The 17,858-nt window shown below is 47.7% G+C and carries 19 protein-coding genes; 6 read left to right on the top strand and 13 right to left on the bottom strand.

What is annotated here, in order from left to right; all coding sequences use genetic code 11:
* Nucleotides 1-38 precede the first annotated feature (38 nt).
* From Q8J82_RS05275 to fdx, 6 genes are all read left to right on the top strand, one after another.
* Nucleotides 39-1,292, top strand: a complete 1,254-nt coding sequence (locus tag Q8J82_RS05275) for an IscS subfamily cysteine desulfurase (RefSeq protein WP_304908727.1) — start codon at nt 39-41, stop codon at nt 1,290-1,292.
* A 169-nt stretch (nt 1,293-1,461) separates the two neighbouring features.
* A complete protein-coding gene (gene iscU / locus Q8J82_RS05270) occupies nt 1,462-1,878 on the top strand; it encodes a Fe-S cluster assembly scaffold IscU (RefSeq protein WP_304891636.1) in 417 nt (138 codons plus the stop codon).
* Nucleotides 1,879-1,969: 91 nt separating this feature from the next.
* On the top strand, nt 1,970-2,293 hold the full coding sequence (gene iscA, locus Q8J82_RS05265) for an iron-sulfur cluster assembly protein IscA (protein ID WP_304891637.1): 324 nt from the start codon (nt 1,970-1,972) through the stop codon (nt 2,291-2,293).
* Complete coding sequence (hscB, locus tag Q8J82_RS05260) at nt 2,290-2,811, top strand: Fe-S protein assembly co-chaperone HscB (RefSeq protein ID WP_304891638.1); 522 nt, start codon at nt 2,290-2,292, stop codon at nt 2,809-2,811. The genes iscA and hscB overlap by 4 nt, the downstream gene beginning before the upstream one ends.
* Nucleotide 2,812: 1 nt before the next feature.
* Nucleotides 2,813-4,717 carry a Fe-S protein assembly chaperone HscA gene (hscA, locus tag Q8J82_RS05255; RefSeq protein WP_305327888.1) on the top strand — a complete coding sequence of 635 codons (1,905 nt, stop codon included), beginning with the start codon at nt 2,813-2,815 and terminating at the stop codon, nt 4,715-4,717.
* Between the two features lie 104 nt (nt 4,718-4,821).
* The gene (gene fdx, locus Q8J82_RS05250) at nt 4,822-5,163 is read left to right on the top strand and encodes an ISC system 2Fe-2S type ferredoxin (protein ID WP_304908724.1); all 342 of its coding nucleotides are present in this window, start codon (nt 4,822-4,824) and stop codon (nt 5,161-5,163) included.
* A gap of 227 nt (nt 5,164-5,390) precedes the next feature.
* On the opposite strand, the gene Q8J82_RS05245 is transcribed toward fdx, so the two are convergent.
* From Q8J82_RS05245 to phnG, 13 genes are all read right to left on the bottom strand, one after another.
* Nucleotides 5,391-6,029: a carbonic anhydrase gene (locus tag Q8J82_RS05245; RefSeq protein ID WP_304908723.1), complete on the bottom strand. Its 639-nt coding sequence runs from the start codon at nt 6,027-6,029 to the stop codon at nt 5,391-5,393.
* Nucleotides 6,030-6,108: 79 nt separating this feature from the next.
* Nucleotides 6,109-7,455, bottom strand: a complete 1,347-nt coding sequence (locus tag Q8J82_RS05240; RefSeq protein WP_305327887.1) for an alkaline phosphatase PhoX — start codon at nt 7,453-7,455, stop codon at nt 6,109-6,111.
* A 109-nt stretch (nt 7,456-7,564) separates the two neighbouring features.
* On the bottom strand, nt 7,565-9,040 hold the full coding sequence (locus Q8J82_RS05235; protein WP_305327886.1) for an OprO/OprP family phosphate-selective porin: 1,476 nt from the start codon (nt 9,038-9,040) through the stop codon (nt 7,565-7,567).
* A gap of 138 nt (nt 9,041-9,178) precedes the next feature.
* Complete coding sequence (locus Q8J82_RS05230) at nt 9,179-10,036, bottom strand: EamA family transporter (protein ID WP_305327885.1); 858 nt, start codon at nt 10,034-10,036, stop codon at nt 9,179-9,181.
* A 140-nt stretch (nt 10,037-10,176) separates the two neighbouring features.
* Nucleotides 10,177-10,944: a phosphonate metabolism protein PhnP gene (phnP, locus tag Q8J82_RS05225; protein ID WP_305327884.1), complete on the bottom strand. Its 768-nt coding sequence runs from the start codon at nt 10,942-10,944 to the stop codon at nt 10,177-10,179.
* A gap of 236 nt (nt 10,945-11,180) precedes the next feature.
* Nucleotides 11,181-11,804 (bottom strand): phosphonate metabolism protein/1,5-bisphosphokinase (PRPP-forming) PhnN, encoded by a 624-nt coding sequence (gene phnN, locus Q8J82_RS05220; protein ID WP_305327883.1) that lies wholly within the window; start codon nt 11,802-11,804, stop codon nt 11,181-11,183.
* Nucleotides 11,764-12,918, bottom strand: coding sequence for an alpha-D-ribose 1-methylphosphonate 5-triphosphate diphosphatase (locus tag Q8J82_RS05215; RefSeq protein WP_305327882.1), 1,155 nt, complete (start codon nt 12,916-12,918; stop codon nt 11,764-11,766). Before Q8J82_RS05215 ends, phnN begins: the two co-directional genes overlap by 41 nt.
* The gene (phnL, locus tag Q8J82_RS05210) at nt 12,915-13,676 is read right to left on the bottom strand and encodes a phosphonate C-P lyase system protein PhnL (RefSeq protein WP_305327150.1); all 762 of its coding nucleotides are present in this window, start codon (nt 13,674-13,676) and stop codon (nt 12,915-12,917) included. The genes Q8J82_RS05215 and phnL overlap by 4 nt, the downstream gene beginning before the upstream one ends.
* Nucleotides 13,677-13,812: 136 nt before the next feature.
* Complete coding sequence (locus Q8J82_RS05205) at nt 13,813-14,643, bottom strand: ATP-binding cassette domain-containing protein (protein WP_304889926.1); 831 nt, start codon at nt 14,641-14,643, stop codon at nt 13,813-13,815.
* Entirely contained in the window at nt 14,636-15,514 is an 879-nt protein-coding gene (locus tag Q8J82_RS05200; protein ID WP_305327881.1) for an alpha-D-ribose 1-methylphosphonate 5-phosphate C-P-lyase PhnJ, read from the bottom strand. The genes Q8J82_RS05205 and Q8J82_RS05200 overlap by 8 nt, the downstream gene beginning before the upstream one ends.
* Entirely contained in the window at nt 15,511-16,656 is a 1,146-nt protein-coding gene (locus Q8J82_RS05195) for a carbon-phosphorus lyase complex subunit PhnI (RefSeq protein WP_305327880.1), read from the bottom strand. Before Q8J82_RS05195 ends, Q8J82_RS05200 begins: the two co-directional genes overlap by 4 nt.
* Nucleotides 16,656-17,237 carry a phosphonate C-P lyase system protein PhnH gene (phnH, locus tag Q8J82_RS05190; RefSeq protein WP_304908510.1) on the bottom strand — a complete coding sequence of 194 codons (582 nt, stop codon included), beginning with the start codon at nt 17,235-17,237 and terminating at the stop codon, nt 16,656-16,658. Before phnH ends, Q8J82_RS05195 begins: the two co-directional genes overlap by 1 nt.
* Nucleotides 17,230-17,715 carry a phosphonate C-P lyase system protein PhnG gene (gene phnG, locus Q8J82_RS05185; RefSeq protein WP_304908511.1) on the bottom strand — a complete coding sequence of 162 codons (486 nt, stop codon included), beginning with the start codon at nt 17,713-17,715 and terminating at the stop codon, nt 17,230-17,232. Before phnG ends, phnH begins: the two co-directional genes overlap by 8 nt.
* Between the last annotated feature and the right edge of the window lie 143 nt (nt 17,716-17,858).

Raw genomic sequence — 17,858 nt, 5'->3', positions numbered from 1 at the left:
AGCGTCAATAACAACAATAGCCAAGGATAAATGAAAGAATGTCAGCTTCAATAGAAATGCCAGTAGTCAAAAACTCAGAGGATGGTCAGCATCCAATCTATTTGGATTACTCCGCCACCACGCCTGTAGACCCGCGTGTGGCCGCCAAAATGATTCCCTACCTGACTGAGAATTTTGGCAACCCCGCCTCACGCAGCCACCCGTATGGCTGGACGGCTGAAAAGGCTGTGGAAAATGCACGTGAAGAAGTCGCAAAATTAGTCGGTGCAGACCCGCGTGAAATTGTGTGGACGTCTGGTGCGACAGAATCAAACAACCTCGCCATAAAAGGCGCCGCCAACTTTTATAGTGGCAAAGGTAAGCATATCATCACCATCACTACCGAACATAAAGCAGTAATTGACCCAATTCGCGATCTTGAAAGACTAGGCTTTACTGCAACCTATTTGGACCCTGAACCGAATGGTTTGGTTGATCTGGAAAAATTCAAAGCGGCGATTCGTCCTGACACCGTGCTGGCTTCCGTCATGCTGGTAAATAATGAAATCGGCGTGATTCAGGACATTGAAGCAATCGGTAAAATTTGCCGCGAAAATGGCGTGATTTTTCATGTAGATGCGGCGCAAGCAACAGGTAAAGTGCACATCGATTTAGAAAAACTACCGGTAGATTTAATGAGCTTTAGCGCCCATAAAACCTATGGACCAAAAGGAATAGGCGCTTTATATGTACGCCGCAAACCCCGCATTCGCATTGAGGCACAAATGCACGGTGGTGGACATGAGCGCGGCATGCGTTCTGGTACATTAGCCACCCACCAAATTGTAGGTATGGGCGAAGCATTTAGAATTGCCCGTGAAGAAATGGACTTGGAAAATGCGCGTATTTGTCGCCTGCGCGACAAACTATTGCAAGGTCTGGAAACAATGGAAGAAGTGTATGTAAATGGCGACTTAGAACACCGCGTACCACATAACTTAAACATCAGCTTCAATTATGTTGAAGGTGAATCGCTGATTATGGCAGTTAAAGGCATTGCAGTATCAAGTGGTTCTGCATGCACCTCCGCCAGCTTAGAGCCTAGCTATGTATTGCGTGCTTTAGGTCGCTCAGATGAATTGGCGCACAGCTCAATTCGTTTCTCAATCGGCCGATTTACGACTGAAGAAGATGTTGATTACACCATCGCACTGATGAAAAGTAAAATTGATAAATTAAGAGAATTATCCCCACTTTGGGAAATGTTTAAAGACGGAATTGATCTAAGTAAAGTGCAGTGGGCTGCACATTAGGTAAAGTGCAGTGGGCTGCACACTAGGGTTTTGTGATAATTTGAGACACAACAAACGGTTAAAATAGGAAGCAAAATCAAGGCGACAAGCCGAAGACAGTACGAATAGTACGGCAAGGTGCGGTCAACGATGAGTTTGCGAAGTATTTTAAGCGTATAGGAGAAATAAAATGGCATATTCAGATAAAGTTTTAGACCACTATGAAAACCCGCGTAACGTGGGTACATTAGATAAAAATGACCCTAACGTAGGCACTGGCATGGTTGGTGCGCCTGCTTGTGGTGACGTAATGAAGTTAATGATTAAAGTGAACGATGCTGGCATTATCGAAGATGCTAAATTCAAGACTTACGGTTGCGGCTCAGCAATCGCTTCAAGTTCATTAGTGACAGAATGGCTTAAAGGCAAAACCGTAGATGAAGCTTACGCGATAAAAAACTCTGCGATTGCAGAAGAGTTAGCTTTACCGCCAGTAAAAATTCACTGTTCAGTATTAGCGGAAGATGCCATAAAATCAGCCGTAGCTGATTTAAAACAAAAGCAAGCCGCTGTAGCCGACATTAAAGCAAAGCAAGCGGCGAATTAAGCTGCTTCCTGAGCTTGTCGAAGGGTGTGGCACCCTTCGACAAGCTCAGGGAACACCGCATTTATAAGAATTTCATTAGAAAAATTAAATTATGGCAATCACACTGACACAAACCGCAGCAGACCGCGTTGAAAAATTTCTGGCCAATCGTGGTAAAGGCTTGGGTTTACGCTTGGGCGTTAAAACCACAGGTTGCTCCGGCATGGCTTATACACTGGAGTTTGTGGATGAGCTACATGAAGAAGACACCACGTTTGAAAGCCATGGCGTTAAGGTCATTGTTGACCCTAAGAGCCTTGTGTACATTGACGGCACCGAGCTTGATTTCACCAAAGAAGGCTTAAACGAAGGGTTTAAGTTTAACAACCCGAACGTGAAAGATGAGTGTGGCTGTGGTGAGAGCTTTACAGTGTGAGTCTAAATTACTTTGAATTGTTTGACCTGAAGCCAATATTCAATATTGAGCTGGAAATCTTAGAAAGTAATTACCGTAAAATACAATCTGAAGCGCATCCAGACCGTTTTGTCACGGCACCAGCAGCCGAAAAGCTTAAATCCATGCAATTAGCTACACTAGCAAATGAAGCGTATTTAACGCTTAAAAATCCTGCTAATCGTGCAAAATACTTATTAGAGTTGCAAGGCATTACAGCTATAAGCGAAACCAATACTGCAATGCCTGCAGAGTTTTTAATGCAGCAAATGGAATGGCGTGAAACTTTAGAAGATGCAATAACAGCTAAAAACATTGAGCCACTTGAAGACTTGCTAAGTGAAATTCAAATTGAAGCAAAAAGCTTACAATCCAGTCTAGTTAAGTTACTCGATGAAGAAAAAGATTACGCCACAGCCACCGATGCCACTCGCAAACTGATCTTTATCGAAAAAGTGTGTGCCGACATCCATAAGGCAATTGAACAAATAGAGAATTAGTATGGCTTTACTACAAATATCCGAACCCGGCATGAGCGCCGCCCCTCATCAACACAAGTTGGCTGTAGGCATTGATTTAGGCACGACAAATTCTTTAGTTGCTACAGTAAGAAGCAGTATGGCTACCGTATTGCAAGATGAACATGGCCATGCACTGTTGCCTTCAGTGGTTCGCTACATGCCAAATGGTAAAGTGATTGTTGGCCATGAGGCACTCGCACAGCAGAGCAATGATCCTGTCAATACCATCGCCTCGGCTAAACGTTTCATGGGACGTAGCCTGAAAGACATTGCTGACAGAGCACATATTCCCTATCACTTTGTTGACAGCTCCGATTCGACCAAACTATTACAGTTGCAAACTTGTGCTGGGCTAAAAACGCCAGTAGAAATATCCGCTGAAATTCTTAAAACACTCAAAGATCGTGCCGAAAAATCCTTAGGAACAGATGAAGGGCGTGGTGAGTTGGTTGGCGCTGTCATTACCGTACCAGCCTATTTTGACGATGCGCAACGCCAAGCGACGAAAGATGCCGCACGTCTGGCAGGCTTAAATGTATTGCGTTTATTGAACGAACCCACGGCAGCGGCCGTTGCCTATGGCTTGGATAATGCAGCTGAGGGCACCTTTGTCATCTATGACTTAGGTGGAGGCACATTTGATATTTCTATTCTAAAACTGACTAAAGGCGTGTTTGAAGTGCTTGCCACTAATGGTGATTCCGCCCTTGGCGGTGATGATTTTGACCATCGTATTTACTGCTGGATACTCGATAAAATTCGTGAAAGCAGCAGCAGTTTTAGCCCGCTTAGTGAACAGGATACACGGTTACTGCTTACCAAGTCACGCCAAGCCAAAGAGTGGCTGACGGATAACCATGAAGCGCAAATCGTCTGCCGTTTAAGTAATGGCACCTTGGTCGATGTCACACTAAGCGCTACACAATTTGTAGAACTCACCCAACAGCTTGTCATTAAAACCCTCGCCCCCACGCGCAAAGCCATGCGCGATGCCGGCCTTACGCTAGATGACATCAAAGGTGTTGTGCTAGTTGGCGGTGCAACGCGTATGCCACAGGTAAGGCACGCGGTAGAAGACTATTTTAAGCAAACACCGCTCACTAACTTAGACCCGGACAAAGTTGTGGCACTTGGCGCAGCTATTCAAGCTAACGCACTGGTAGGCAACCGTAGCGAGCAGGATTTATTGCTATTAGATGTCACGCCGCTTTCTTTAGGTTTAGAAACTATGGGCGGCTTGGTAGAAAGAATCATCCCGCGCAATAGCACCCTACCCGTAGCCCGCGCGCAAGATTTCACCACTTACAAAGATGGTCAAACTGCAATGAGCATACAAGTCGTACAAGGCGAGCGTGAAATGGTAGCCGATTGCCGCTCACTGGCACGCTTCGAGTTACGTGGAATTCCACCCATGGCAGCTGGCGCAGCTCGCATACGCGTGACTTTTCAGGTAGATGCGGATGGTTTGCTTTCAGTCAGCGCACGAGAACAAACCCTTGGTATAGAAGCGCATGTGGTGGTTAAACCTTCTTATGGTTTAACTGAAGATGAAATCACCAACATGCTAAAATCTTCATTCGGCAGTGCAGAAGCTGATAAAAAAGCACGTATGCTGGCTGAAGCACGGGTAAATGCAGGTGCGATTATCAGCGCAGTGACCCTCGCACTAGCCGCTGACAGCAATCTGATTAGTGATGAAGATAAACAGGTGATAGAAACTGAAATACATCAACTGCAGTCTATTAGCCAAACTGAAGATGCGGTAGCTATCAACAAAGCGGTGGATAGCTTAAACCATGCAACAGAAGCGTTTGCAGCCGCGCGTATGAATGCTAGCGTTAGCCGTGCGTTAAGTGGTAAAAATTTAGATTCGATTAACCTATAAAAAAACCATATGTTGCCTGAGCCTGTCTAGGCGTTCCCTGAGCTTGTCGAAGGGAGCGCGATTCCCTTCGACAAGCTCAGGGAACGAGTACCAAAGGAAACAAAATGCCACAAATCATCATACTACCGCACGTAGAGCTCTGCCCAGACGGTGCGGCGATTGAAGCCAACACGGGCGAATCAATCTGCGATGTGCTATTAAACAACCACATTGATATCGACCACGCCTGCGACCAAGCATGCGCCTGCACAACTTGCCACGTGATAGTACGTGAAGGCTTTAAATCACTGAATCCATCGAACGACCAAGAAGATGATTTGCTGGATAAAGCCTGGGGTTTAGAACCAAACTCACGCCTATCATGCCAAGCGATTGTTGGCACAGAAGACTTAGTGGTAGAAATACCAAAATACAGTATCAATATGGCGAAAGAAGGCCATCGTTAATAACCAGTAACTATTGAGCTCACACCATTGATTGCCAACCCACTAAACAATGACAGTAATATATTGTTTTTTGTAGGAGCGACGGGACGTCGCTCCTACAAACCCATAATATTGATATCCCATGACTTTATTTTTGGGAACAGCTATACCAACTCAACGGTATGTTAGGCGCACAATTTACAAGGTGAATACCGAAGGCAGAGAAGGTACCCTGGGGTATTGTGCGCCTACAGCCCCAGCGCGTTCTGCATAAAACGCACCTCGCCCGTAGCTAAATCGTAAATGCCGCCAATAATCGCAATCTGCTTGCTAGCGACCATATCTTGCAAAATATCGCTGGTATGCATAATTTCATCCATTTGCACTTGTACGCTTAACTCACATACTTTGGCCACAAAATCATCATTACTAGAATTTCTATTCTCAAGTATGCTTTTTTCTAAGCGGACTGCCGGCTTAATTAAATTGGTAATTTCGCCAATATGCCCATCTTTGAAATTATCACAAGCCGCTTTTACTGCACCGCACCCAGTATGACCAAGCACTACAATCAGCTTACTGCCTAAGTATTTACAGCCAAATTCCAAGCTGCCTATCGCTTTATCTGAGGCAATATTGCCTGCCAAGCGCACGCTAAATACATCGCCCAAGGCTTGATCAAACACCATCTCCACCGGCGCGCGGGAGTCACTACAACTTAACATGGAAACAAAAGGATGTTGTTTATCCTTAGTCATCATCACCAGGTTATGCAAATCTTTATTCGCCGTTAAATTATTGGAAAAACGGTGATTGCCATCAATCAGCACATCCAACGCTTCTTGTGGCGTCATTTTGTCGCGGTCTAGCAAGGGGTGTTTATACATGCTTCACTCCATTAGAATAATTAGCGGATTATACCTTAACCACACGCAAGCTCATGTTTAGTAGTAGCGCCTAAGCCAATCAATGTTTACTAGCGGTTGCTGAACTCGTAATCAACCATAACTGGCCATGTTCCACTAATTCGGCATCCGCGTGTTCAAGATGCGATTGCGTCGTGCCCAAATAATATCGCCGATTTACATCAAACCAAGAGGCTTTCTTAAGCATAGGTGTAATTTCTACAATGCCAGAATGCTCTTCATCTTCTGTCATAAACTGCGCTTGGCCTGATAAAAATAATGCAGGGCGCGACTCAAAAAGTTTAAGTGCAGTTTTACGCACCGGGTCAAATTGCCAAATAGCCGCCAAACGTGCGTCTTTACCTGGGTCCTCTTGAATCAAGACATTTCCTGCATCATCCACCGTGAGGTTGTCAAACATTTCAGCACCAATATCGCGTCCGTTTAGCACCACCTCTATACGTCCACCCAGTGTCGGTTGCTTCACATCATCAAACTGTAATCGATGCAACTGTGTATTACCGCCCACTTTATCTGTCGTCGTAAAATAAAATATATTGGCATTTTGCGTATTCCACGCACCGTCTTCAGGCCGTGCGAATAATTTAGCGCCAAGTTTTGCCGCCTGCGCACGTAAGGCTTTACCGTCCAACTTGGCCGCATCACCCAACTCAACCAAGTCAAAACGCGCGCCCTCCGCTTTAATGGCATATAAGCGCCCACCCACTAACCCAGCTTGCTCCACGGGGTTACCTTGCGCGCGCTTTTCACCTACATAAGTCAGCACTAACCCATCGTGAATATCATCCATGCCTATCACTAGGGTGGTATCGCCCGTATGAGCGTTTGCCAGCACGTTCTCCCATGCGATACGGCCTAAGTCTGGCAATGCGTAACTGGTGCCATTGAGAGCATGCGCAAACGCTTGGCCACCCGCTTTATCTTCCTCACCATTTAAAAACAAACGCTCGGCATACCCTTTACCGCTCGCTGCATTAAAAAAAGCGGATTGCGGTGCTAAGTCCGCTGAACACAAACGATTAAATGCCAAACCGGCAGGCACGGTATTTTGCACCAAATCTGCTCCCGAGCGGACCGCCAAAGTTTCTGCATCAATCACCCAGCGTGAAACAAAAGCGCCTTTTTGCCCATGCGCACGTATCACCCCTTTGTCTGCGGCAATTTCATGATTCATCAACAAGGTGAATGAACCATCGTCGTTGTCATGTGCCCCCAAACCATCTGGCACACCCACCATGCGGTAGCCATTAGCGGCAGATTCACCCACCGTTATAATGGGGCGCACTTCCCAACCTACGGTCGCAGGTTGAATATAAGCATCGCCCGCTACCGCAGGGATGCAGCAAAAAACTAGCAAAACTGCCAGGCATTTAGTCATCGTTTTCATTATCAGAATTATAGCCTTTCAAGCTGTAAAAAAAGCCCGCTTGCGCGGGCTAAAGGGGATGCGGCGTAAACCGCAAGGAGAAACTTATTTAACTTTTATCAATCAAGCTTTAGAAATCAACCTGAGCGCGTAAGTTAACTGCTTTCTCGCTGTCCTCTGTACAAACTACACCAGTAGCACAGTCCATATTGGTTTTAACGTAATTTAACATCAAGCGAGTGTTAGGGCTAGGAATCCATTTCAAACCCAAAGTCCAGGCATCCACTTCATTGAATCTATTTTGAGCAGCTGTACCTGTAGTAGTTGTAGGAATACCTGTACCTGTGTAAGCATTCACTAAATCACCATTTGCAAAATCTGATGCATCAAGTTTACTGTAACGTGCGCCAATTTCCCATGCACCCCAACCAGATTTGCCGTTTTTAGGGTCAAATTCTGATTTTGGTTTCATACGACCACTGAACAAGCCACCTTTATATACGTCAGCATAGTTTTCACCCGTAATCATCCAGTTTACAGCGGCATACCAAGCGGTAATGTCTTTATCACCGGCTGTACCGCCTGCTATCAATTTTTGTGTGCCATCTGCTTCAAATTTAGCCTTTAACCATTCACCTTGCAATTTAACTGGACCATAAGCCACAGCACCTTCTAAACCTGTGCGTTTTAAGTCATAGCCACTGTTGGCAGTACCAATTGCAGTAAACGGACTGGTTTTAACCGTGCTGGTACCACGACCTTCAGTACGAATATCAATCGCGTTAATAGCATCACTATCCGTAGTGCTGGAATAGGCTGCACCTAAGTGGTAAACGGCTTCTTTATTATCCATCATCTCGGCAATATTGACCGTTGCACGACCAGTCACTGACTTACCATCAGCAAGAATATTGTTATCATTAGCATTAGTTCCACGGTTGATACCGACACCGTTGAAATAACCTAAAGCATAAGTCGTACCTTTGAATGGTGCACCATGCACTTGCGCACCACGGTCAATTGCTGGCACTAGCTGTGTGAGTAATGAACGCTCTGTGAAATTACTAAAGCGTGAACTGCCTAACTCTTCCATACTGAATGGCTGTTTGAATTGACCGATTTTAAACTGCGCTTGTTCCCACCAGCGCACGTTAGCGTATGCGTACAACAAATCTGAGCCTGTTGAACCTGCACCGTTGTAAGTCACTTCAAAATCATAAGTATCGTAAAAAGAGCCTTTTGCACCTAAATAAGCACGGCGGATGTCCCAAGTATCGGTTTGGTTGTGAGTAACATCATCACTAAAGCTACGGTAATCAGCTTGTGCACGTCCATTGATTGAGAATTTATGTTTTTTGTCACCTGATTCAAATACGATTCCGTCTTTGAATGATGTGCTGATTGCGCTTTCTTTCTTTTTAGCAGCGGCTTCTTTTTCACCAGTGCGGCCTTTTTGCAACAAGGCGCCTTCTTCTTCAGTCAATACACCTTTGGCGATTAAGGCATTTAAAATATCATCGGTGCTATCTGCCATGGCTGGTATTGCATTAAACAACATTGCACCTGCTACTGCGGCAATGACACCGCGCAATTTATTACTATTCATTAAGTTACTCCCCGTTAAAAATTTCATAAAAACTGTTTAGCTCATTAAGTTTTAATACGAATGCGATTATGCGTTTTGAATATGACATCTTTGTGACATAGCACTATTTTTACAACGTGATGTTGCATAAAAACAACACTAATTTCGAGCGATTGCCAGCATAATTAAACCCGCCATCACAATAGCCATACCAAGCAAACGTGGCTTCCAGTGCTGGCGTTCGTGAAACATAAAAATCGACAACGCACCCGCAATGACAATGCCCGCGTTAGTGAAGGCGACCACCACGGCAGCCGGCATGCTACGCATAGCGTGTATCACCAGCACATAAGCCAACCCGATACAAAGTCCTGCGATCAGCATCGTGAGTAGTGGGGGCCGACGCTCTGGGCGCCACCGACCATGCTCTCGGCGTAACAGTACGGTAATGGCAATAAAAGAAAGTGCATAACCGACGCTGATAAAACCTAGTACGCTGGATAGTGTAGGCAAAAAGGGGGTCGCCGCTTTGTCGGTAAGTGAATAAACGCTGGTTGCCAATGCCGCAGCCAGTGCCCACGGCAATGCGGCACGCGCATCATTACGCCAAGCGGTAGAAGCCAGCAGCAGCAACCCTGCCACGCTGAGGAGCATGGCCAACCAAGCCCATACGCCTAACGATTCGCCAAATAACAACAGACTCCAGATGGCAATTAACAAAGGGGAACTGCGCACCATAGGGTAAACCAATGCTACAGGCGCATGGTGGTAGGCGCGATCTAATGCAACAAAATAGGCAACATTGGCGAGACTGGATGCCAGCAAAACCAATGCCAGTTGCGGCGTCCAGTGTGCTTGTGTCACTAATGCATAAAACCCCCATGGCGCTAAAATCAAACAATGGGTTGCAAGCGCCCACCATAACAGGCGAGTTTTAGCGCCTTGCTGGCGTACCAGTAAATTCCACGCCACGTGCATGGTGACTGAGCCAGCAATGGCAAGCATGGCGGTGTTCATGCAGAATTCTCCACTAGGCTAAAATGATACAAAAAAACCGCTCTTTGACGGGTGGTTCCCGAGCCCTTCGACAGGCTCAGGGAACGGTACCTTGTCGAAGGACTCGGGGAGCGGACGCGCGGTGAATGACAAATGTTGGCTCATGTACCAATCACCATATCGTCATGCGCTACAAACACATTGCTGGGTAACGCATCAGGGTGTTTATTAAGCCACGCATCCAGTTCATGACCAATATGGGTCAGTAAAGCTTGCTGAGGCTGCACTAATGCGATGCTTTCCAACGCACGCGTGACATCATTGTGCCCTTTTGGTAAATCTAATCTGGGCGGATAAGAGCAGTCAAGGATGAGCTGGGTGGGTTGCCATTGCTGCAAAAATTCTGCGGTAGCTGGCGGCAAACCAACGGTATCGGTCAGGTAGGCTATGCGTGTGTCGCGCCACTCCAGGCAATAGCCCAGTGTAGGTTTAGAGTGAATCAGTGGCACCGGCGTGATCATAATTTCACCGATATTAAACGGCTCAAATTTATGCACGGTGCGAAAATCCAACAGACCAGGGTTTTTGTATAAATCAGCGCAACCTTCAGTATCTGGCGGGCCATAGACAGCAATTTTTTCACCCACACCCCAGCGAATAGGTAACAAGCCCTGTACATGGTCAGCATGAAAATGGGTGATCAGAAAGGCGTTAAAACTCCCTGCTGGAAAACGCTCGCCCAAGTTGTGCAACCCTGCGTCTATCAGCAATCTGGTATTGCCAGCCTCAATCAGCGCGGAGGCTGGGTTGCGTTTAAGGGTTGGGTTGTTGCGCGCAGCGGTGCATACAGCACAGTCACAGCCGTATAACGGGGCGGCACTGGTAGAGCCAGTGCCAATAAAAGTCAGATGCATGCCGCAAGTACTCATGTTGTAAACCCTTTAGGAAACTTCTGATTAAGTTGATTCCGTCCATGGTTCGACAAGCTCACCACGAACGAAATTAATCCCGGATTTTCCATTAGGCTAAAGATCCCTCCCCCCTTGCAGGGGGAGGGTTAGGGAGGGGGTCGAAACGTGGCAATGTTGCTGCTCTACCCCCATCCTAGCCTTCCCCCTGCAAGGGGGGAAGGAACGGTTCGGTTCTAATGGAAAATCTGGGTTAATTACACGCCGTTCGTCCTGAGCTTGTCGAAGGACTTGTTCAGAGCCTCTTTAGGCGCAATCAATTGCACCAGTTGTTCACCGGCATCTTCCAGCGCACCATCATTGCGAATGGTAATGCCGCCTGGTGTAGCTTGATACATCGCAGCACGCATGAGCCTCTCACGGATATCCGCTTCATCTTCACGACCCCGCGCACGCAAGCGTTCTGCTAACACCTCCTGTTTAACCTCTACCCACACGGGAGTTAGTTTTGGGTGGCTTTTTTGCGCATAAGGCAAATGCTCACGCGAGCCATTCATCACTACGTTGTAACCTTTGGCCAACCACATATTGATTTCACTGCCGATGCCATAACGGCAACCGTGGCTTTCCCAATGCATGGCAAATAAGCTGGATTGCACTCGGGTGGTGAACTCTTCTTCACTTAGCGCAACGTGGTTTTCACCCCCGGCATTGGCAGGGCGGGTGATGTAACGATGTGCAAATACCACTTTAGGATTAGTGGCCAACTTTTTGCGTGCATAGCTCATCAGGCTATCTTTACCGCTGCCAGAAGGCCCAACCACATAAAATAAGCTACCTTCAACCATGGTCGAACCTCGCTTGATAAGCCAGCCTGCCATTAGTCCAAACACTGGAAGCCTGCACTAAACCGTTGATATGTGCCACCGACACTAAATCCGCACGTTTACCTATAGCAATACTGCCTCTGTCATCTAAACCCGCCGCACGCGCAGGGTTGCTGGTGACTAAGCGAATCGCATCAGCCAGAGAAATACCGGCTAACTCAGGCAAACGAAATATAGCGACAATTAAAGCGGCTGGCGCGTAGTCTGCGCATAGGCAATCTGCCACATTGGCTTTCACTGCATCTAACGCTTTCATCGAGCCAGACTGGCTTTTACCGCGCAAGATGTTGGGCGCACCAAACACGGTAAACATGCCATTAGCTTTGGCCGCCTGTGCTGCGGCTAAATTGATCGGGAACTCTGAAATACTCACGCCTAAGCCATGCACAGTATCCACTTTTTCGGGCGTATCATCATCATGGCTGGCTACCTTTATGCCATGACCGCGCGCGGCTTCAACCAGCACTTCAATGCGCTGCATCGCCCCTTCAGACTGGGCGGCTTTCTCAACCAGCAGGGCATCCAGCTCGGCATCGGTCTTTTTATAAGTGCGTGCGAGATAATCACGAAAAGTAGCAATATCCTTAAATTGACCTTGCCCAGGTGAGTGATCCATCACTGAAAATAAGTGCATGTCACCTTTTTGCATTAAATCCAATAATATCGGCGGTGCGGTGGGGTCGGTGACTTCATAACGGCAATGTACGCGGTTGTCAACCAGCGCATGCGGTTGCCAGGCATGTACGGCGCGAGCAATTTCTGCGGCAAAGGCATTGTTGCGCACGCCTAGCTCGTGGTTGGCGAATGACAGTGCATGGAATACCGTAGTCACGCCAGCGGCAGCATTACGCTTATCAACCTGAGCGCAGGCAAAATCCAGCGGAAAATGTACGTTAGGGCGCGGTTCAACTTCTTTTTCCAGTGCGTCACAATGTAAATCTATCATGCCCGGAATTAAAGTCTGTCCGCGCAGGTTAACTTCTTCAGCGCCGTTGACCTGCTGCGGATTGATGGCCGTAATAACACCGTTCTCAATCAGTACCGCAGCATCGTTCAATACTTCGTTCTCCAGCACCACTTCGGCATGGGTGAGATAAATTTTAGTCATGCGAATACCTCTACTTTCTGTTCATTTGTGCCTGATTTTTCTTTTATATCAGCCTGTTTGCTTGTAGCTGGTGGTGGCGTAAGTTCAACCACGCGGTCACCCAAGCGCTGTGTCAATTCTGGATGGTGAAAAATGGCCAGCATCGCCACGCCTTCTGCTTTGATTTGTTCGATTAACGCGATGACGCGTTCGGCGGTGACTGGGTCCAGGCTGGCGGTTGGTTCATCCAGCAATAGTAGACGTGGCCTAGCCACCAACCCGCGTGCAAGATTAACACGCTGTTTTTCACCTCCTGAAAAAGTGGCAGGTGAAATACTCCACAACCGCTCTGGCAGATTGAGTGCTGTTAGCATCTCTGCGGCTTTTGTACGCGCCGCTTCGCGGCTCATGCCGCGCACCACCAGCGGATGTGCAACCACATCCAATGTCGATTGCCGTGGCAGGCAGAATAGAAACTGTGTCACAAAGCCGATTTCCTCATGACGTAGTTGCAACATGCGGTATTCGTCAGCCTGGGCAAGGTCAACCTCAACGCCGTTTTTATCGCGGTAAAGTATTTTGCCGGCACTCGGCAAATAAGTACGATAAATGCCTTTGAGTACTGAAGACTTACCAGCACCCGTGGGGCCGATGAGCGCAGTGAGTTCACCTGCATAGACTTCTAAATTCACATTGTGTGAAGACGGAATGCGCTTATTCTGCTCATGCAGGGTAAAGTGCTTGCCGAAACCTTCAATTTTAAGTATAGGTGTTTTCATTTCTGTCCTTTATCAAGCTTATATAGCTGTTTTCTTAATAAATCCGATGCTGCAACTAATTAGCACTGCCGTCATACCAGCCACCCTTCGACAAGCTCAGGGAACAGCGGGGATGACAGATTATTTAGCGTAATAGTTATAATGCTGATGCCACAAGCCGTTGCGTGTAAGCGTGCTGCGGATCTTCGAGGATTTGATCCGTCAGACCGGATTCAATCACGCGGCCATATTTCATCACCAGTGCGCGGCCAGTCAGCAGGCGAATCACGCCTAAATCATGCGTCACCACAATCATGGCGGTGTTGCGCTCTTGTTGAATTTCCAAGATCAAATCCAAAATACGCGCCTGTACTGAAAGGTCTAAGCCCGTGGTCACCTCATCTAAATACAGTAGCGGCGGATTGGTGGCTAGTGCCTTGGCAATTTGTACGCGCTGTTGCATGCCGCCCGAGAAGTTACCTGGCGACTCGTCCATGCGCGATAGCAGTACTTCGGTGCGTGATAACAGCTCTTTTGCGCGTTCGCGAATTTCGCCGTAATGTGAAACATCATTCATCAATAGTCGCTCGGCAATGTTACCGCCAGAAGAAATACCGAAATTAAGTCCCAGGTGCGGGTTTTGATACACCATACCAAAACGCTGGTTACGCAAGCGACGTTGTTGTGCGGCGTTCAGGTGAAACATATCTTGCGTGCCAGCCTCGTCAAAGAACCTTGCTTCACCGCTGGTGGGCGTTTGGTCAAAATAAAGATTTTTCACCACGGTAGATTTTCCGCTGCCAGATTCACCCATCAAACCAAGAATCTCGCCTTCATGCAGGTCAAAGCTCACATCATGAATCGCCACTACGCTGCCGCAGTGCGGACACATATTGGTGTCCGCTTCAGGGCCTGTGGACTCGATACAGCGCGGGCACCCTTTGCCATAGATTTTAGATAAATTGCGTACTTCGAGAATTTTACGCATGGGTAGTTGCCTCCGTCATCATGTCTGCTTCCAGCGTTTCATCGCAATAATCACTGTCAGAACATTGATAGCGTTTGCTGCCGTCTTCATTCATAAATTCATCCAAAAATGTATCTGTTGCACCACAGCGGGCACAAGCGCGACGCTTGCCTTGTGCATCACGGAAATCTTCTACGCGGAATGGCACGTCTTCAAACGCCAATGGCTCGCCTTTTGTATGTGGCGGTACTGCGTAAATTTTCTTTTCACGACCTGCGCCAAACAAAATAAGTGCGGGTGAGTTATCCAGCTTAGGCACATCCCAGCGCGGGATAGGCGAAGGGTCTATCACATAGTGGTCATTGATGCGCGTAGGGTAGCGATGTGAGATCGTAATCTCATCAAACTTCACAATGTCTTCATATAATTTGACCAGCAGGCGTGCATAATCAGCTTCGCCGTGCATGATCTTGCGCTTATCTTCGGATGGCTCAACCACCACTAACGGGTCAGGGTATGGCACTTGCAATACCAGCACCTGCTCAGGTTTTAATGGGGTTTCCGGGATACGATGACGTGATTGAATCAGCGTCGCTTCACTCAAACGCGTAGTGGTATCAATGCCTGGACAAGTCATTTCGATGAATTGACGCAGATTGACTGCATTAACAGAATCATCTGAGCCTTGATCAATCACCTTTAGCGTGTCATTGGCGCCGATTAACGATAAAGTAATCTGTAACCCGCCCGTGCCAAAACCACGCCCCATCGGCATTTCACGAGATGAATACGGCACCTGATAGCCAGGAATACTAATCGCTTTGAGGATGGCGCGACGCACCTCTTTTTTAGCGTGTTCGTCTAAAAAACCAAAATTGTAGCCGGCACTCATACCTGTACCTCCTGTTCATTGTCTTGCTGTTTAACGTCTTGCTGTTTAACTGACTCATGTTTTTGCTGCGTGGTACGTAAACGATCCATATCAGATTGGAACGTCACGTAATGCGGCATTTTGTAGTGGCTGGCAAAGCCCATAGAATCTACACCGTCTATATGCAACAGCACGAATTCAGGGTCTTCCGAAGGATTAGTCGGACCATCGCGCATGCCTTTTTGCAAAGCGCGGTCAAGAATCGCCATGGCAATCGCCTTGACTTCGTTATGGCCAAAGCAAGCGCCGTAGCCCAAGGTAAAGGTCGGCGCGCCTTTGGCATCGTCATCTTCATACATGGCGACCACTTCGCATTCAGTCATCAACACCTCGCCCACTTCTACCGGCTCACCGGTAATGGGATGTGGCAACATCACTGGCAAATAGCCCACGCGCAGTTCAGCCACGGTAGGATGCACATCACCATAACCGCGCATATTGGAATATGCCAAGGCCAAAATGGAACCCGTTTCCGCCCGCGCCATCGTGGCAAGTGCAGCTGAGCGCGGCACTGGAAAAATGAGTGGCTCACGGGTGATGTCAAAAGGTGTTTCTGTGTGATTTTCTACAGGCGGTAACAAACCCTCAGCACGTAAAGCCTCGACTACCTTAGGAAAAGTGTCGGGCAGGTTTGGCTCTGGCGTTTCTGCAAGAAATTCGCGCGCTACTTCACGAAAAATTTCAGGCGACTCATTTGCCAAATCCAATCGCATGAGTCTTAAAGCATAGTCGTAAGTTGGGCCTAACATTTGCCCACCAGGAATATCCTTGAAGGCTGACGAAATGCGCCGAATCAAGCGCATACGGCTAGTGTCTTGCGTGCATGTTTCCAGCAATCTCGGCTTGGTGGAACGATACGCCCGCAATGCAAATGCTGCCTCCAAGGTATCACCCTGTGACTGCTTAATAGCGAGCGCCGCCAGTTGCGGATGATACAGCCCGCCTTCTGAAACAATGCGCGAAGTCAGCAAGCGCAATTGATGTTCAATGCTTTGCGTGGTCAGCGGTGTGCCGTGTTCACCTTCCGCAGTACGTAAAGCCTCCAGCACATCTTCCGCGCCTTGAATGGCTTGACCACCGCCTTTAATGGCTACATATCCCATTATTTTATCTCCTCAATTCGCGTGGTACGCGGTAACGCCATTACTTGATGTTCAGCTACCAGTAGCATATCCACGCCTAAAGGAAACGCGCTGTTCCATTCTTGGTGCGCTGCAAGCCATGCCGGGTGTAACCCATTAACCGCCACTTCACATGCACCGTCAACACCAGGACCTGTCAGCTTCAAACGATTACCGCTACCAATTTCCTGTATTTTTAATATAATCGTTGCACCCGTGTCTGGAGATTCCAGTGTGCCTAGTGATGGCATAAAGGCTGGGGCAACTTTACCGTGAGTGAGTACAAAGCGCGCCTGTTCGGCTGCTAGTGTACTAACCTCTAACCTTGCCAAATCATGCTCAGACAATAGACCATCAACGTCAGCCAAGGTAGTCGCTCCGTCAAGCAAGGTCGCTAGTGTGAGTAGCATGCCATCGCCTTCTAAAAATTCGCCTTCTAGAGTCTCTATCACACCAGGGCGCGCAAAGGCATTCATAATTTGTCTAAAGGTTCGTTGCTGGGTATCTGCCTGCCAGATGCCAGACAACGTGGATTGCAAAGCGGCTTTAAAATTATTACTCATCACCATCCTCCTCTTCTGTACTGCCAAGTAGCGCAAAATCAACACGCGTGCGCGCCAGCATTTTTTTACGCGTAATACTTTGTTGCGTTAATAACGCCGCACCACGATCTAAGAGTGGCTCAACTGCCTCACTACCTGGCAGGTTTCCTGCCAGCACCGCATCTATCACCGCTACAGCACGGGCAAATGTGGCGCTATCGTGCATGACTTGCGCCGCACCTTCATACTGAGCGCCATCTTTACTGGTGAGCATCACACGCGCTGAAGCCAGTGGAATTTCACCCGGGTAATAAGCTTCGTTGAGCGCGCTATCACGAAGTTGCATCAATGCCAGCCCGGCTTGTGGCAAAGTGACATCTTCAATCTGATACTGACTGGCAAGCGTTGCTGCGACGGCAATCACCTCTGCCGCTGGCACGGCCATCAACTGGCGCGGCCACTGTGAACGCTGACTGGTAATGCTTGTTGTTTGATTCATATATTTATCCTGTACACCTTCTTGTAAATATGCTTTTTGATATAGATGTCTAGATGTTTTGGCATCGACTCTTTCGCTATATGAAAGTATTAAAATTCCGTCATTCATGCCCCCTTCGACAAGCTTGGTTAGTGAGCATGCCG

The sequence above is a fragment of the Methylotenera sp. genome (assembly GCF_030684185.1).
Lineage (GTDB): Bacteria > Pseudomonadota > Gammaproteobacteria > Burkholderiales > Methylophilaceae > Methylotenera.
The sequence above is the reverse complement of the archived record's forward strand: the minus strand, read 5'-3'. Positions and strand labels throughout refer to the sequence as shown.

Bases quoted from the DNA above. Each gene is read 5' to 3' on its own strand.
- Q8J82_RS05275 (WP_304908727.1), top strand. From the start codon at position 39: ATGTCAGCTTCAATAGAAATGCCAGTAGTCAAAAACTCAGAGGATGGT.
- iscU (WP_304891636.1), top strand. From the start codon at position 1,462: ATGGCATATTCAGATAAAGTTTTAGACCACTATGAAAACCCGCGTAAC.
- iscA (WP_304891637.1), top strand. From the start codon at position 1,970: ATGGCAATCACACTGACACAAACCGCAGCAGACCGCGTTGAAAAATTT.
- hscA (WP_305327888.1), top strand. From the start codon at position 2,813: ATGGCTTTACTACAAATATCCGAACCCGGCATGAGCGCCGCCCCTCAT.
- fdx (WP_304908724.1), top strand. From the start codon at position 4,822: ATGCCACAAATCATCATACTACCGCACGTAGAGCTCTGCCCAGACGGT.
- Q8J82_RS05245 (WP_304908723.1), bottom strand. From the start codon at position 6,029: ATGTATAAACACCCCTTGCTAGACCGCGACAAAATGACGCCACAAGAA.
- Q8J82_RS05240 (WP_305327887.1), bottom strand. From the start codon at position 7,455: ATGAAAACGATGACTAAATGCCTGGCAGTTTTGCTAGTTTTTTGCTGC.
- Q8J82_RS05235 (WP_305327886.1), bottom strand. From the start codon at position 9,040: ATGAATAGTAATAAATTGCGCGGTGTCATTGCCGCAGTAGCAGGTGCA.
- Q8J82_RS05230 (WP_305327885.1), bottom strand. From the start codon at position 10,036: ATGAACACCGCCATGCTTGCCATTGCTGGCTCAGTCACCATGCACGTG.
- phnP (WP_305327884.1), bottom strand. From the start codon at position 10,944: ATGAGTACTTGCGGCATGCATCTGACTTTTATTGGCACTGGCTCTACC.
- phnN (WP_305327883.1), bottom strand. From the start codon at position 11,804: ATGGCAGGCTGGCTTATCAAGCGAGGTTCGACCATGGTTGAAGGTAGC.
- Q8J82_RS05215 (WP_305327882.1), bottom strand. From the start codon at position 12,918: ATGACTAAAATTTATCTCACCCATGCCGAAGTGGTGCTGGAGAACGAA.
- phnL (WP_305327150.1), bottom strand. From the start codon at position 13,676: ATGAAAACACCTATACTTAAAATTGAAGGTTTCGGCAAGCACTTTACC.
- Q8J82_RS05205 (WP_304889926.1), bottom strand. From the start codon at position 14,643: ATGCGTAAAATTCTCGAAGTACGCAATTTATCTAAAATCTATGGCAAA.
- Q8J82_RS05200 (WP_305327881.1), bottom strand. From the start codon at position 15,514: ATGAGTGCCGGCTACAATTTTGGTTTTTTAGACGAACACGCTAAAAAA.
- Q8J82_RS05195 (WP_305327880.1), bottom strand. From the start codon at position 16,656: ATGGGATATGTAGCCATTAAAGGCGGTGGTCAAGCCATTCAAGGCGCG.
- phnH (WP_304908510.1), bottom strand. From the start codon at position 17,237: ATGAGTAATAATTTTAAAGCCGCTTTGCAATCCACGTTGTCTGGCATC.
- phnG (WP_304908511.1), bottom strand. From the start codon at position 17,715: ATGAATCAAACAACAAGCATTACCAGTCAGCGTTCACAGTGGCCGCGC.